Annotated in this window: 14 protein-coding genes; 12 read left to right on the forward strand and 2 right to left on the reverse strand. The window is 59.2% G+C overall.

Annotation, left to right across the window (positions count from 1 at the left end; all coding sequences use genetic code 11):
* The first annotated feature begins 22 nt into the window (after positions 1–22).
* From atpA to QP965_RS03360, 9 genes are all read left to right on the forward strand, one after another.
* Positions 23–1,663, forward strand: coding sequence for a F0F1 ATP synthase subunit alpha (gene atpA, locus QP965_RS03320; RefSeq protein ID WP_023021750.1), 1,641 nt, complete (start codon positions 23–25; stop codon positions 1,661–1,663).
* A gap of 50 nt (positions 1,664–1,713) precedes the next feature.
* The gene (locus QP965_RS03325; RefSeq protein WP_284766274.1) at positions 1,714–2,703 is read left to right on the forward strand and encodes a F0F1 ATP synthase subunit gamma; all 990 of its coding nucleotides are present in this window, start codon (positions 1,714–1,716) and stop codon (positions 2,701–2,703) included.
* A 3-nt stretch (positions 2,704–2,706) separates the two neighbouring features.
* The gene (atpD, locus tag QP965_RS03330; protein ID WP_049361377.1) at positions 2,707–4,152 is read left to right on the forward strand and encodes a F0F1 ATP synthase subunit beta; all 1,446 of its coding nucleotides are present in this window, start codon (positions 2,707–2,709) and stop codon (positions 4,150–4,152) included.
* 10 nt (positions 4,153–4,162) lie between these two features.
* On the forward strand, positions 4,163–4,531 hold the full coding sequence (locus QP965_RS03335) for a F0F1 ATP synthase subunit epsilon (RefSeq protein WP_238801023.1): 369 nt from the start codon (positions 4,163–4,165) through the stop codon (positions 4,529–4,531).
* Positions 4,532–4,716: 185 nt separating this feature from the next.
* Positions 4,717–5,193: a DUF2550 domain-containing protein gene (locus QP965_RS03340; protein ID WP_239277971.1), complete on the forward strand. Its 477-nt coding sequence runs from the start codon at positions 4,717–4,719 to the stop codon at positions 5,191–5,193.
* A 23-nt stretch (positions 5,194–5,216) separates the two neighbouring features.
* Complete coding sequence (gene nucS / locus QP965_RS03345; protein WP_250410351.1) at positions 5,217–5,909, forward strand: endonuclease NucS; 693 nt, start codon at positions 5,217–5,219, stop codon at positions 5,907–5,909.
* Positions 5,909–6,193: an Rv1322 family protein gene (locus QP965_RS03350; protein WP_225747088.1), complete on the forward strand. Its 285-nt coding sequence runs from the start codon at positions 5,909–5,911 to the stop codon at positions 6,191–6,193. The genes nucS and QP965_RS03350 overlap by 1 nt, the downstream gene beginning before the upstream one ends.
* 10 nt (positions 6,194–6,203) lie before the next feature.
* Entirely contained in the window at positions 6,204–6,512 is a 309-nt protein-coding gene (locus QP965_RS03355; protein ID WP_005323373.1) for a thiamine-binding protein, read from the forward strand.
* Positions 6,513–7,439 carry a tetratricopeptide repeat protein gene (locus QP965_RS03360; RefSeq protein WP_284813922.1) on the forward strand — a complete coding sequence of 309 codons (927 nt, stop codon included), beginning with the start codon at positions 6,513–6,515 and terminating at the stop codon, positions 7,437–7,439.
* 3 nt (positions 7,440–7,442) lie between these two features.
* Here the strand turns inward: QP965_RS03360 and glgB are convergent, their stop codons facing one another.
* Together glgB and QP965_RS03370 are read right to left on the reverse strand one after the other, a co-directional pair.
* A complete protein-coding gene (gene glgB, locus QP965_RS03365) occupies positions 7,443–9,560 on the reverse strand; it encodes a 1,4-alpha-glucan branching protein GlgB (RefSeq protein ID WP_284844010.1) in 2,118 nt (705 codons plus the stop codon).
* A 44-nt stretch (positions 9,561–9,604) separates the two neighbouring features.
* Positions 9,605–11,614 carry a maltotransferase domain-containing protein gene (locus tag QP965_RS03370; RefSeq protein WP_284844009.1) on the reverse strand — a complete coding sequence of 670 codons (2,010 nt, stop codon included), beginning with the start codon at positions 11,612–11,614 and terminating at the stop codon, positions 9,605–9,607.
* Between the two features lie 58 nt (positions 11,615–11,672).
* Between QP965_RS03370 and QP965_RS03375 the strand changes: the two genes are divergently transcribed.
* The 3 genes from QP965_RS03375 to QP965_RS03385 are packed head-to-tail and all read left to right on the forward strand — an operon-like array spanning position 11,673 to position 14,448.
* On the forward strand, positions 11,673–12,494 hold the full coding sequence (locus QP965_RS03375; protein ID WP_239277977.1) for an ABC transporter ATP-binding protein: 822 nt from the start codon (positions 11,673–11,675) through the stop codon (positions 12,492–12,494).
* Positions 12,491–13,318 carry an NUDIX hydrolase gene (locus tag QP965_RS03380; protein ID WP_239277978.1) on the forward strand — a complete coding sequence of 276 codons (828 nt, stop codon included), beginning with the start codon at positions 12,491–12,493 and terminating at the stop codon, positions 13,316–13,318. Before QP965_RS03375 ends, QP965_RS03380 begins: the two co-directional genes overlap by 4 nt.
* Positions 13,315–14,448, forward strand: coding sequence for a THUMP-like domain-containing protein (locus tag QP965_RS03385; RefSeq protein ID WP_284844008.1), 1,134 nt, complete (start codon positions 13,315–13,317; stop codon positions 14,446–14,448). Before QP965_RS03380 ends, QP965_RS03385 begins: the two co-directional genes overlap by 4 nt.
* Position 14,449: the final 1 nt, after the last annotated feature.

Consider the following 14,449-nt stretch of genomic DNA (forward strand, 5'->3'; position numbering starts at 1 on the left):
TACTACCGAGAGCAGGAAGAACATGGCGGAGCTGACGATCTCCTCCGACGAGATCCGTAGTGCGATTGCGAACTACACCTCGAGCTACTCCGCGGAGGCCTCCCGTGAGGAGGTCGGCGTGGTCATTTCGGCAGCTGACGGTATTGCGCAGGTTTCTGGCCTGCCATCCGTTATGGCGAATGAGCTGCTCGAGTTCCCAGGCGGCGTGATTGGCGTCGCACAGAACCTTGACACTAACTCCATCGGTGTCGTGGTCCTGGGCAACTTCGAGTCCCTCAAGGAGGGCGACGAGGTTAAGAGGACCGGCGAGGTTCTCTCCATCCCAGTGGGCGAGGAATTCCTCGGCCGCGTAATTAACCCATTGGGTCAGCCGATTGACGGCATGGGCCCAATCAACGCTGAAGAGGAGCGTGTCCTCGAGCTGCAGGCACCATCCGTGCTGCAGCGCCAGCCGGTTGAAGAGCCAATGCAGACCGGCATCAAGGCTATCGACGCAATGACCCCGATCGGCCGCGGCCAGCGCCAGCTGGTCATCGGTGACCGTAAGACCGGTAAGACCGCGGTCTGCATCGATACCATTTTGAACCAGAAGGCTAACTGGGAGTCCGGCGACAAGGACAAGCAGGTACGCTGCATCTACGTCGCTATCGGCCAGAAGGGCTCGACTATCGCTGGCGTGCGCCGCACCCTTGAGGAGCACGGTGCACTGGATTACACCACCATCGTGGCCGCACCGGCTTCCGATTCCGCCGGCTTCAAGTGGCTAGCACCGTTCTCCGGCGCAGCGCTGGGGCAGCACTGGATGTACCAGGGCAACCACGTCCTGGTTATCTACGATGATCTGACCAAGCAGGCTGAGGCCTACCGTGCCATTTCCTTGCTGCTGCGCCGTCCGCCGGGACGCGAGGCATACCCAGGCGATGTGTTCTACCTGCACTCCCGCCTGCTGGAGCGTGCTGCAAAGCTTTCCGACGACATGGGTGCTGGCTCCATGACCGCCCTGCCGATCATCGAGACCAAGGCAAACGACGTCGGCGCCTTCATTCCGACCAACGTCATTTCCATTACTGACGGCCAGGTCTTCCTGGAGTCCGACCTGTTCAACCAGGGTGTTCGCCCGGCTATTAACGTCGGTGTTTCCGTCTCCCGTGTCGGTGGCGCTGCACAGACCAAGGGCATGAAGAAGGTCGCCGGTAACCTGCGTCTGGACCTGGCCTCCTACCGTGACCTGCAGGCCTTCGCGGCATTCGCATCTGACCTGGATGCTGCTTCCAAGGCTCAGCTGGAGCGCGGTTCCCGTCTGGTCGAGCTGCTGAAGCAGTCCGAGTCCTCCCCGCAGCCGGTGGAGTACCAGATGGTGTCCATTTACCTCGCCGAGGCTGGCATCTTCGACGTCGTTCCCGTTGAAGACGTCCGCCGCTTCGAGGACGAGGTACACGAGTACCTCAACGCCAATACCCCAGAGGTCTTTGAGCAGATTTCCGGTGGCAAGCCGCTGACCGATGAGTCCAAGGACGCATTGGTTGCGGCAGCTAAGGACTTCCAGCCGACCTTCCGCACCTCCGAGGGCCATAACCTGGGCTCCGAGGCACCGGTAGAGCCTTTGGACGAAAGCGACGTAAAGAACACCGAGCTCAACGTCTCCCGCAAGACGGCTAAGTAGAGTTCAGAACTCACAACTAACCGTCTAGATTAAAGAAGGGAGGAGAAACGATGGCTAATCTTCGCGAACTACGTGACCGCATCCGGTCCGTCAATTCGACTAAGAAGATCACCAAGGCCCAGGAGCTCATTGCTACCTCGCGCATTACCAAGGCGCAGGCTAGGGTAGAGGCCTCTCAGCCGTACGCGGCTGAGATGACCAGCATGATGAACAAGCTGGCTGCGGCTTCTACGTTGGAGCATGACATGCTGCGTGAGCGTGAAGACGGGAACGTTGCCGCCATCCTCGTGGTCACTTCTGACCGCGGTATGTGCGGTGGCTATAACAACAACGTCTTCAAGAAGGCTGCACAGCTGCAGGCTCTCCTGGAAAGCAAGGGCTACGAGGTAGTTCGCTACGTTACTGGTAATAAAGGCATCGGCCACTACAAGTTCCGCGAGGACGAGGTAGTTGGCAGCTGGGGCGGTTTCTCTCAGGATCCAACCTGGGAGACCACCCACGATGTGCGCCGTCACTTGATTGATGGCTTTATCGCTGGTTCTCATGGCACTACCAAGGGCCGCGACGGCCTGCATGCGCAGGGTGAGGGCGCCGGTGTACGTGGCTTTGACCAGGTACACGTTGTCTACACCGAGTTTGAGTCCATGCTGACCCAGACCGCGCGTGCTCAGCAGCTGTTGCCAGTTCAGCCGGTCATTCAGGATGAGGAGTATCACCTCGGTGACTCCGCTCTGACTGACGCCGAGTCTGCGGACGATGTTGCCGCAGGATTCGAGTTTGAGCCAGACGCAGATACGCTGATGGAAGCGCTGCTTCCGCAGTACGTCTCGCGTATCCTGTTTGCTATGTTCTTGGAAGCTTCTGCTTCCGAGTCCGCTGCACGCCGTACAGCTATGAAGTCTGCTACTGACAACGCAACCGAGATGGTCGAGGACCTCTCTCGCGTGGCTAACCAGGCTCGTCAGGCACAGATTACCCAGGAAATTTCAGAGATCGTCGGTGGCGCTGGCGCGCTATCTGACAGCGCAGAAAGTGACTAGATTATGACTACAGCTCTGCAAGAGCAGAATGCACAGTCTTCGGCAGTCGCCGGTCGTGTCGTGCGCGTCATCGGTCCGGTTGTGGACGTGGAATTCCCACGTGAGGCACTGCCGGCCCTGTACAACGCACTGCACGTCGACATTAAGCTCGAAGCTGTTGCAAAGACCGTCACCCTCGAGGTCGCTCAGCACCTCGGTGACAACCTTGTCCGTACCGTCTCCATGGCACCGACCGACGGCCTCGTCCGCGGTGCCGAGGTCATCGACTCCGGAAAGCCAATTTCCGTGCCGGTCGGCGACGTCGTCAAGGGCCACGTCTTCAACGCCCTCGGTGACTGCCTCGACGAGCCGGGCCTCGGCCGCGATGGTGAGCAGTGGGGCATCCACCGCGAGCCGCCAGCGTTCGACCAGCTCGAGGGTAAGACCGAGATTCTGGAGACCGGCATTAAGGTCATTGACCTGCTGACCCCGTACGTTAAGGGCGGCAAGATTGGCCTCTTCGGTGGCGCAGGTGTGGGTAAGACCGTTCTCATTCAGGAGATGATTACCCGTATCGCCCGTGAGTTCTCCGGTACCTCCGTCTTCGCCGGCGTCGGCGAGCGTACCCGTGAGGGCACCGACCTCTTCCTGGAGATGGAAGAAATGGGCGTGCTGCAAGATACCGCACTTGTCTTCGGCCAGATGGATGAGCCGCCAGGAGTCCGTATGCGCGTGGCTCTGTCCGGCTTGACCATGGCGGAGTACTTCCGCGATGTGCAGAACCAGGACGTGCTGCTGTTCATCGACAACATCTTCCGTTTCACCCAGGCCGGCTCCGAGGTTTCGACCCTGCTGGGTCGTATGCCTTCCGCTGTGGGCTACCAGCCAACCCTGGCTGATGAGATGGGTGTTCTGCAGGAGCGCATTACCTCGACCAAGGGCCGTTCCATTACGTCCCTGCAGGCCGTTTACGTTCCTGCCGATGACTACACCGACCCAGCTCCGGCTACGACGTTCGCTCACTTGGACGCCACCACCGAGCTGGACCGTGCTATTGCTTCCAAGGGTATTTACCCAGCAGTGAACCCGCTGACCTCTACCTCTCGTATCCTCGAGCCGGGTATCGTTGGCGAGAAGCACTACGAGGTTGCACAGCGCGTCATCGGTATTCTGCAGAAGAACAAGGAACTCCAGGACATCATCGCCATCCTTGGTATGGACGAGCTGTCCGAGGAGGACAAGGTCACCGTTCAGCGTGCCCGCCGTATCGAGCGCTTCTTGGGCCAGAACTTCTTCGTCGCACAGAAGTTCACCGGCCTGCCGGGCTCCTACGTGCCGCTGTCTGAGACCATCGATGCCTTCGAGCGCATCTGCGATGGCGAGTTTGACCACTACCCAGAGCAGGCCTTCAACGGCTTGGGTGGCTTGGACGACGTCGAGGCTGCATACAAGAAGTTGAACGAGAAGTAGGGAGAGGCACATGGCTGACATCACCGCCGAATTGGTTTCCGTCGAGCGCCTGCTGTGGTCTGGACAGGCCTCCATGGTCACGGCTGAGACCACCGAGGGTGAGATCGGCGTGCTTCCCGGTCACGAGCCAATGATCGGTCAGTTGATCGATAATGGCGTGGTGACCATCCACCCAGTGGACGGCGAGCGCCGCGTCGCCGCCGTGCAGGGTGGTTTCCTCTCCGTTACCCAGGACAAGATCACCGTCCTCGCTGATTGGGCCATCTGGTCCGATGAGGTGGATGAGGAGAAGGCTCAGAAGGATTTCGCTTCTGAGCACGAGCTCACCAAGTCCCGTGGCGAGGCCGCACAGCGTGCAGTTCGCCGCGCCAAGGCTTAATACCTTGGATTGGTAGGAGAGGGCAGCAATAGCCGCCCTTCCTGCTCTCTTAAGGCGCATCGGTTTATAGCCGGTGCGCCTTCTTCGTTTTTTCTTTGCCTTTTCTTATTGGCGTGGTGGCCCTTCAAGGCGCTACAATCCAAAGAATCAGTTTCTCCACAGAGCGAGGATGGCGTGAAAGGCCCATGAATTCAACGGTGGTTGCAGTGCTTCTGTGGGCCCTTGGAGTGGCCCTGCTGCTAGTTATTTTTCTGGCTGCGCTTCGCTTTTTCACTGTGCGATCGCGCGGTACTTCTGTCCTTCTGCGCCGAGTTCCGGCTAAGAATTCCCTTTCCTGGCGCCATGGTTCGTTGCGTTATGAAGGCGAATTTGTGGAGTATTTCAAGCTCCGTTCTGTCTCTCCGCGCTGCGATCTGCGCATCAACCGCCTCGACATCGAAGTAGTGAGCACCCGCCCGCTTGATGATGACGAGGCTTCTTTTATGTCCGCTGCCACCGAAGTCGTTCGCTTTCGGGCCAAGGGAAGAGAATATGAACTGGCGTCGGACGCCCACGGAATCATGGCCTTCGGGGCGTGGGTAGAGGCCGCTCCATCCAAGCGCCAGCAGCGCTTTGACTTCCGGGAACTGCGCGAACGCGCTACCCGTCAATCCAAGCGATAGCTCCACCCGCTAGGGTAGAGAACATGCGTTTAGTAATCGCCCGATGCTCAGTAGATTACGTGGGCCGCTTGGATGCCCACCTGCCGATGGCAGACCGCCTGCTCATCGTCAAAGCAGACGGTTCCGTGTCCGTGCATGCCGACGACCGCGCTTATAAGCCACTTAACTGGATGACACCACCGTGCACCCTGAAGGAGTCCGCGATTGAGGACCTCGACGGTGAAGACACTGGCGAGATCTTGTGGCTGGTGGAAAACCCCAAGGGCGAGCAGTTGCGCATCACCATTGCCGAGATTCATGAAGAAATCTCCTATGACATGGGTGAGGATCCAGGCCTAGTCAAGGATGGCGTCGAGGCTCACCTTCAAGAGCTCTTGGCAGACCAGATTGATACCTTGGGCGAGCGCTACACGTTGGTGCGCCGCGAATATCCCACGGCCATCGGTCCTGTGGATATCATGGCTAAGGATGAGAACAATAATAACGTCGCCATCGAGGTAAAGCGCCGCGGAGGCATTGATGGCGTTGAGCAGCTGACACGGTATCTGGAGCTGCTCAACCGCGATGAGCTTCTCGCCCCTGTCTCCGGTGTATTCGCAGCCCAGGAAATCAAGCCGCAGGCGCGTACCTTGGCTGAGGACCGCGGCATTCGGTGCGTCGTACTGGATTACCAGGAGCTACGCGGGCTCGAGTCGAACGAATTGCGACTGTTCTAATGCCACGGCGAAATAGGCGCAAACCCGTGGAAGTCCGGTCCCTGCCCAAAGACGGTTCAACCTTTCTAGGTTCGCAAACTGTCGAGGGACCAAGTTGGACGCACGGCGAGCCCTATGTCATGCGGCATATCGGTTCTGCTCGCGCTCAGAAGTATTACTTGTGCCCTGGCTGTAACCAAAACATTCCGCCCGGGGTGGCACACATCGTCGCCTGGCCGCGGGACGTGGGCCGCCAGGGCGACGATCGCCGGCACTGGCACCGCCACTGCTGGGAGCGTAGGTAGACTAGCGGGCATGATTGTTGCATTTTCTGTAGCCCCTGCGGTGGTCAATAATGACTCCCAAGAAATGGCCGATGCCGTGTCCGAGGCCGTGCGCGTAGTCCGCGAATCCGGCCTGCCCAACGAGACCAATGCCATGTTCACCTTGCTTGAAGGCGAATGGGACGAGGTCTTTGACACGATTAAGAAGGCCACCGACGCAGTGCGTGCGGTATCCCCACGCACTTCTTTGGTGGTCAAGGCCGATATTCGCGAAGGCGTAACTAATCAGCTAACGGACAAGGTAGATGCGGTTAACCGCCGCCTTGCAAAGGAGGACTAGATGACTTCACCAAATAATGCTTATGTAGGAGGAGCGCTCGACCTCAGCCAGGTCAAGGCGCGAGCCGAGGCCCGGCAGAAGGCGCAGGAATCGCCGCAGACAAGTGCCGGCGGCGCCCAGCCTTTCTTCACGGTGACCGAGGCCAACTTCGACCAAGATGTGGTTCGCCGTTCTACGGAAGTTCCGGTCGTGGTCCTCATCGGCACTGCTCGCTCTACCCAGTCGGAGCAGTTGAAAACTGACCTTGCGGATTTGGCCGCGCAAGGAAACTTGAGCTTCTTGGTTGCTTACGTGGATGCGGATGCTACTCCGCAGGTTGCGCAGGCCTTTGGTGTGAAGAATCTGCCGACCGTGGTGGCATTGGGCGCTGGCCAGCCACTGACGAACTTTGAGGGCGCGCAACCCAAAGAAGCCCTAAAGCAATGGGTGGACACCCTAGTGCAGAATGTTGGTCCACAGCTGAAGGGCTTGCAAGGCAATGAGGCATCGGAACAGCCGCAGGAGGAAGAAGAGGATCCGCGCCTTCAGGAAGCAGAAAGCTTCTTGAACGCCGGCGACTTTGATGGGGCGCTCAACGTCTACAACTCCATTTTGGAATCCGAGCCCGATAATGTGCAGATCAAGCAGGCGCGCGACACCACAGTCTTGCTCAAGCGCCTCGATCCTGCCAACCAGACCGAAGACCCGATTGCGGCCGCGGAAGGGGATAAGGGGGACGTCGATAAGCAAATGCGGGCTGCCGACGCCGAAGTGGTAGCCGGAGCCCCAGAAAAGGCCTTTGATCGCCTCATCGAGACGATGAAGACAACGGCCGGCGACGAGAAGTCCCGCGTGCGCGAGCGCCTGCTGGAGCTCTTTGGGCTCTTTGAAGGCAATGACCCGCGCGTGCTCGACGCCCGCACCAAGCTGGCGAGCGCCCTGTACTAGGACTTAGCGCCCTAGCACATACCACTGCACGGAATTGGCCGGCAGATGCAGCGTCGTGGAGTTGTTCTCCACGCGGATGCGCTGGGGAAGTGGGTTCCCAGCGCCTTCGTAGACGGCGTCGTCAGTGTTGAGCACCATCCGCCATTCGCCGTCGTGTGGAACCCAGAGGCCATAGTTGGGGATGGAAGAACCAGAAAGGTTGCACACGGCGAGCAGCGCAGAGCCGTCTGCGCCGTAGCGGACGTAGCCGAGCACGTTATTATTCGAATCATCCGCCTTGACCCACTGGAATCCCTCTTGGCTAAAGTCTTGCGACCACAAGGCAGGGGTATCGCGGTAGACGAGGTTAATATCACGTACGAGGCGCTTGATGCCCTGGTGCCATTCGCTACCCCAACCGTGGAGGTTACCCCAGTCCACAGAATGCCCCTCGGCCCACTCGGTAGTCTGGCCAAATTCCTGCCCCATGAAAAGCAGGTTCTTGCCGGGGTGGGAGAACATGTAGCCATAGAGGGCGCGGAGTCCGGCGGCCTTATTCCAGTCGTCGCCAGGCATGCGCTCCCACAGCGAGCCCTTGCCGTGTACTACTTCGTCGTGGCTAAAGGGCAGTACGTAGCGCTCGGAGTAGGCATAGACCATGGAGAAGGTGAGCTCGCCGTGGTGATAGGAACGGTGAATGGGCTCGTGCTTGAAGTACTCCAAGGTGTCATTCATCCAGCCCATATTCCACTTCAGGGAAAAGCCCAGGCCGTTTTCAGAGGTTGGGGCGGTAACACCCGGCCAGGAAGTGGATTCCTCGGCAATAGTGAGCACGCCTGGATGCGTGCGGTTGAGGGTGGCGTTGGTTTCCTGCAGGAATTGCACCGCCTCTAGGTTCTCGCGGCCACCATATTGGTTGGGCAGCCACTCATCGCGGGAATAGTCCAGGTAGAGCATGGAAGCCACGGCGTCTACGCGCAGGCCATCGATGTGGAATTCTTCGGCCCAGTATAGGGCGTTGGCTACGAGGAAATTGCGGACCTCATTGCGGCCGAAGTCAAAGACATAGGTGCCCCAATCGGCCTGCTCGCCGCGGCGGGGATCGGGGTGCTCGTAGAGAGCCTGGCCGTCGAAGCGACCAAGGGCCCAATCATCCTTGGGGAAGTGTGCCGGCACCCAGTCCACGATGACGCCGATGCCATTCTCGTGCAGGGCATTGACCAGCTCTCGGAATTCATCCGGCGAGCCCCAGCGCGCAGAAGGCGAGTAATAGCCAGAGACTTGGTATCCCCAGGACCCGCCGAAGGGATGCTCGGCCACGGGCAAGAGCTCGACGTGGGTGAAACCGTGCTCCTTGAGGTATGGGATGAGCTCCTCGCGCAAGCGGTTGTAGTCGGCGCCAACCTTCCACGAGCCAACGTGGACCTCATAGATGCTCATAGGCAAATCGAGGTTGCCGGTGCGCTTGTCCATCCAGGCGGAATCGGACCAGGCGAAGCTGGTGGAATCCACGATAGAGTCCGTCTCCGGCGGGCAGGCGGTGCGCTTGGCTAGGGGATCGGCCTTGTCCTTGCGGCCCTCGTGGCTAAAGATAGCAAACTTATAGTGCTCGCCAGCACCGATACCAGGAACAAAGACCTCCCAGACGCCGGTAGAGCCAAGCGAACGCATCGGATACTGGGTGGGGTTCCAGCCACAGAAATCGCCCACGACGGCAACGCCCTGGGCATTGGGTGCCCACACGGCAAAGGAGACGCCGGACACGGTACCCATCTCAGTGTCATAGGAACGCAGGTTGGCGCCGAGGACATCCCAGAGGCGCTCGTGTCGGCCTTCCCCAATCAGGTGCAGATCCAGCGAGCCCACCGTGGGAAGGAAGTGATAGCCGTCTGCCACGGTGCGGGTAGGGGCCTCCGGATAGGAGATTTCTAAGCGGTAATCGCAGTTATCGCCAATTTCCGCCTCCCAGATGTCATCGCCCACCAATTCCATGGACACGGATTGCGTGGGAGTGTGAAGCTGCACCTCGCAAGCGCCTGGTTGGCGGGTGCGGACGGTACCTTCGTGCCAGCCGTAGAAACCGTGCGGGTCATGGTGGCGGCAGTCATTGAGGCGAGCGAGGTCAGCGGCCGGGATAGTCATACAATCACAGTACCTAGTTCGGGTGCGGTCGGGTGGGCGAATATTTACGGGCGATAGTCGCTTACTGCCCGCCAGGTGAGCTGTTCCTGGAGGGCGTGGTCGGCAGGGGGAAGGACGAAGACATGGGCGACGTCGCGAAGCGGCTCTAAGCGCACAAAGTTGCGCTCGGACCAGTGGTAGGCAGAGCCGGTAATCGTGTCCTGGACGGTATAGGACTCGCCGGGGTGGCGGCCGATAGCCTGCATATCTACCGTCACGGTGGCTTCCTGCGCGTTGCGCGGATCTAGGTTGACCACGACGAGGACTACATTGCCGGTGGCCGGATCCGCCTTGGAATAGGCAATGATGGCTTCATTGTCGGTGTCATGGAACCGCAGGGTGCGCAGTTGCTGCAAAGCGGGATTATCGCGGCGGATCTGGTTGAGCAGCCGGATATAGGACTCGAGGGAATCTCCTGACGCAGCCGCCGCCGCAAAATCGCGCGGGCGTAGTTCGTACTTCTCAGAGTCGAGATATTCCTCGGAGCCTGGGGCTACTGGGGTGTGCTCGTAGAGCTCAAAGCCGGAGTACACACCCCATAGAGGCGACATGGTGGCGGCTAGGACCGCGCGAATGGCGAACATAGCACGCCCGCCGGTCTGCAGGGACTCGTGCAGGATATCCGGGGTATTAACAAAGAGGTTGGGGCGGCAGATATCTGCTTGGTCGACGTGCATCTGGCCAAATTGGGTGAGCTCGTGCTTGGAGGTTTGCCAGGTGAAATAGGTATAGGACTGGGAAAACCCCGCCTTCGCTAGACCGAAGAGGCGAGGCGCGCGGGTAAAGGCCTCAGCCAAGAAGATGACATCCGGATGGGTGGCGTGCACGCGGGTAATCAGCCAGTTCCAAAAATTTGCCGGCTTGGTGTGCGGGTTATCCACGCGGAAAGTACTCACACCGGCTTCGACCCAAATCATCAAGGTCTCATAGATCTCGTGGTAGATGGCATCAGGAGCGTTATCGAAGTTCAGCGGATAGATATCCTGATACTTCTTCGGCGGGTTCTCGGCGTAGGCGATGGTGCCATCCGGAAGGACGGTGAAAAATTCTGGGTGGCTCTTCGCCCACGGATGGTCTGGCGATGCTTGAAGAGCGAAATCGAGCGCTACCTCTAGGCCGAGTTCTTGGGCGCGGGAGACTAGTTTCTTGAAATCCTCCATGGTGCCCAAGTCCGGATGGGTGGTGGAGTGGTCTTGGATGGCCCAGGGGCTTCCCACATCGCCGGGCTCGGCAACGACCGAATTATTCTTTCCTTTGCGGTGTACCTTGCCGATGGGATGAATGGGCGGAAAGTACACCGTATCGAAGCCCATATCGGCCACCCGCTCCAGTGCCTTGGCAGTGGTGTCAAAAGTGCCGTGGACTGGATTTCCCTCTTCATCCCAGCCTCCCGTGGAGCGGGGAAAAAGCTCGTACCACGAGTTATAGAGCGCGGCCCGGCGCTCCACATATACCTCGTGGATTGCGCCCTCTACCAGCAGGTCGCGCAAGGGATGCGAGTGCAGGATGCCTGCTACCTCTTCCGAGAGCGCTACCTGCACGCGCTTATCGACGTCCAAGGACTCATCCTCCAAATCCCGCGCAGCCACAAAGAGCGGTTCCACCACATCCGACGGGGTTTGCAGAGCCACGCGAGAAAACAAATCCGCGCCATGCTGCAGGTCATTGGCCAGCTCCGCGGCGGATTGCCCGGCGGCCATCTTCTTGGTTACCGCGTTCTTCCACGTGGCGATGGGATCGGACCAGGCATCGACGCGGAAGTACCAGGTGCCTTGGGTGCCCGGGGTAAATACGCCGTGTACGCGATCTTGGTCATTAGGGTCGATCTGCATGGTGACGGAGGAGGTAGCCGTGGTCCGTGCCGCCCACGCAGACAGGGTTGCCGAGACCGCGTCGTGGCCCTCGCGCCAGACTAGGGCGGTGACAGGAATTACCTCGCCTACAACGGCTTTGGAGGCTACAGAACCGGCGGAGATAAGCGGGCGGACATCGTCAATACCAAGGCGAGTAGTCATGCCCATAAGACTAATGCAGCTGTGTCAATTTCACCGGGCAAAGAACAAATCAGTCACAATGGAAGGCGTGAACGACGTAACTCCCACTGATCAAGATTGGCTCGTAGATTTTCGCGGCGTAGAACTGCGCCGCGGCGGCAAGACCCTCGTCGGACCCGTGGACTGGCAAGTAGAGCTCGATGAGCGCTGGGTCATTATTGGCCCCAATGGCGCGGGCAAGACCTCGCTGGTGCGCATGGCTGCGGCCGAAGAGTTCCCTTCGAAAGGCACCGCCTTTGTGATGGGGGAGCAAATCGGCAAAACCGACATGCGCGATCTGCGCGCGCTTATCGGCATCTCCTCCGCGGCGGTGCAATCGCGCATCCCGGACACTGAGCGGGTAGACGATCTAGTTGTCTCCGCCGGTTACGCAGTGCTAGGCCGCTGGCGGGAAGAATACCAGGACATGGATTTTTCCCGCGCGGATGACATCTTGGCCCAAGTCGGCGCCACCCACCTCAAAGAGCGCACCTGGGGAACCCTGTCTGAGGGTGAAAAGAAGCGCGTCGTCCTCGCTCGCGCTCTCATGTCTAACCCGGAGTTGCTCATCCTCGATGAGCCGTCCGCAGGCATGGACCTGGGAGGCCGCGAAGACCTCGTGGGCTACCTTGGAAATCTAGCTATGGATCCCGATGCCCCAGCGATTGTCATGATCACCCACCACGTGGAGGAGATTCCCTATGGCTTCACCCACGCCATGCTATTGGATGAGGGTAAAGTTGTGGCAAAAGGGCTGATTAATTCCGTCCTCACCTCCGAAAATCTGACTCGCGCCTTCCACCAGCCCATTCAGGTGGACCGCATTGGACAGCGATACTTTGCCCGCCGAGCTTCTCTATGACCAATCCTTTTCATGACCGTCTCGATGCCATTGACGCCAGCGATACCACCGGCTTCCACGGTGGGCGCTTGGCGGCAACCGTCCTGCTCTTGCGGGACGGCGCTGACGGTCTTGAAGTGTGGGTACAAGAGCGCGTCCACACCATGCATAACTACCCGGGGCATTCAGTATTTCCGGGCGGCGGTGTAGACCCACGTGACTTTCCGCCGCGTGCCTGGGACTCGGGCGAGCTGTGGGCCGGGAAGTCTGTCATCTCCATGGCCCGCCGGATGGGCGTGACCAAGTACAAAGCCCACGCTCTCGTTTTCGCCGCTGCCCGCGAGCTCTTCGAAGAGGCCGGCACCCTTTTCGCCATCCGCGAGGACGGTATCGTCTCCAATGCGCGGCGCTATCACAAAGAGCGAAAACTCCTCGAAAACCACACCATTTCCTTTACCGAATTCCTCAGCAATAACGGAATGCGGGTCGACGCCGATATGCTCCTTCCTTGGGCGCGCTGGGTAGGAAAGGGGAAAAGCCATTGGTTCGACACCTTCTTCTTCGTTGGGGTGTTGCCCTCCGGCCAAGAACCAGATGGGGATACCGATGAAGCAGACGATGCCGGATGGTTCCCCCCGCAGCTCATCCTGGACGGCTGGCGCGCCGGGCTGGTGCGCCTTGCCATCCCCACGTGGGCACAGATGCAAAGGCTGAGCAAGTATTCCTCCGTCCAAGAGGTCCTAGAGGATGCGTCCTTTTCGGACCTGCGCCCCGTCATTGGGGATCCACGCGAAGACCCCCGTTACCGCGAATTCTTTTCCACCACCCCTTTAGACCGAATATGAGTTATACCCCCGCAGAAGTCGACTTCCTTGCCGAACATCAAGAGGAAATAGCACACCTCGACCTCACCTTAACCAAGGCTTCTCGGCTCAAAGACACTGAAATCCTCAAAGCTAAGTTCGGTGAGTATGGCCGCGCGGTCATGGAGCTGGTAACCGCCCGCAGTTCCGGCAAGCTCCCGCACGATTGGCTTATGGACGCCGACTCCGCCCAGCAAGCAACCCCCATTGAAGTGGCGGCGTATCGGACGAATTTCCTCGCCGAGCAGGGAGTGCGCAGCGTCCACGACGTCACCTGTTCCATCGGCACGGAAGGCTATAAGTCTCCGCTCGACTATTGTGGCTCTGACCTGGATGAATCACGGGTAAGAATGGCGAGGCACAATCTCTCCTCCGCCAAGATTTTCCGCGCGGATGCGCTGACGACTACTACCACTGCCGATGTTCTCCTTGCAGACCCGGCCCGCCGCGCCGGTGGCAGGCGAATCACGCGGCCGGAGGATTTGGTGCCACCGCTCCCGGAGGTCGTCGATAAGCATCGCGATAAGGAACTGGCCATCAAGTGCGCGCCTGGCCTTGATTTCAGCGAGTGGGACGGCCTCGTCACCGTCGCGAGCGTCGATGGCGGGGTAAAAGAAGCCTGCCTTTATACCCCAGGCCTTGGCACTGGCCGAAGAGCGGTAATGATTCGAGGAAACAAGCTGGATGTCCTCGATGACCACGCAGACGACCTACCCGATGCTGGAGGCATTGGCAGTTATCTCATCGACCCGGATGGGGCCATCGTTCGAGCGGGGTTGGTCCAGCACTACGCGGCCAGGGAAGGGTTGCATCAAATCGATCCGCGCATCGCATACCTGACAGGAGAGAGGATTCCGGAGGGAACTTCGGGATTTCCTTTCATAGAAGAAGTACCCCTAAAAAGATTAAAATCCGTACTTAAATCCTATGACGCGGGAAGCCTAGAAATCCTTGTACGCGGGGTAGAGGTGGACCCTGACCAGCTACGGAAGAAGATGAAGCTGAAGGGATCGAAACCTTTTGCGGTCATCATTACGCGAATTGGCTCACAGGGAATCGCCTTGCTGTGTCAACCCCGAGTATCATCGTCCGAGGATAATTACGCAACATAAA

Origin of the sequence: Corynebacterium sp. MSK074 (assembly GCF_030229735.1) — a bacterium.
Taxonomy (GTDB): domain Bacteria; phylum Actinomycetota; class Actinomycetes; order Mycobacteriales; family Mycobacteriaceae; genus Corynebacterium.

Bases quoted from the DNA above. Each gene is read 5' to 3' on its own strand.
- atpD (WP_049361377.1), top strand. From the start codon at position 2,707: ATGACTACAGCTCTGCAAGAGCAGAATGCACAGTCTTCGGCAGTCGCC.
- QP965_RS03375 (WP_239277977.1), top strand. From the start codon at position 11,673: ATGGAAGGCGTGAACGACGTAACTCCCACTGATCAAGATTGGCTCGTA.
- QP965_RS03355 (WP_005323373.1), top strand. From the start codon at position 6,204: ATGATTGTTGCATTTTCTGTAGCCCCTGCGGTGGTCAATAATGACTCC.
- QP965_RS03385 (WP_284844008.1), top strand. From the start codon at position 13,315: ATGAGTTATACCCCCGCAGAAGTCGACTTCCTTGCCGAACATCAAGAG.
- QP965_RS03325 (WP_284766274.1), top strand. From the start codon at position 1,714: ATGGCTAATCTTCGCGAACTACGTGACCGCATCCGGTCCGTCAATTCG.
- glgB (WP_284844010.1), bottom strand. From the start codon at position 9,560: ATGACTATCCCGGCCGCTGACCTCGCTCGCCTCAATGACTGCCGCCAC.
- QP965_RS03360 (WP_284813922.1), top strand. From the start codon at position 6,513: ATGACTTCACCAAATAATGCTTATGTAGGAGGAGCGCTCGACCTCAGC.
- QP965_RS03335 (WP_238801023.1), top strand. From the start codon at position 4,163: ATGGCTGACATCACCGCCGAATTGGTTTCCGTCGAGCGCCTGCTGTGG.
- QP965_RS03380 (WP_239277978.1), top strand. From the start codon at position 12,491: ATGACCAATCCTTTTCATGACCGTCTCGATGCCATTGACGCCAGCGAT.
- QP965_RS03350 (WP_225747088.1), top strand. From the start codon at position 5,909: ATGCCACGGCGAAATAGGCGCAAACCCGTGGAAGTCCGGTCCCTGCCC.
- QP965_RS03370 (WP_284844009.1), bottom strand. From the start codon at position 11,614: ATGACTACTCGCCTTGGTATTGACGATGTCCGCCCGCTTATCTCCGCC.
- QP965_RS03340 (WP_239277971.1), top strand. From the start codon at position 4,717: ATGAATTCAACGGTGGTTGCAGTGCTTCTGTGGGCCCTTGGAGTGGCC.
- nucS (WP_250410351.1), top strand. From the start codon at position 5,217: ATGCGTTTAGTAATCGCCCGATGCTCAGTAGATTACGTGGGCCGCTTG.
- atpA (WP_023021750.1), top strand. From the start codon at position 23: ATGGCGGAGCTGACGATCTCCTCCGACGAGATCCGTAGTGCGATTGCG.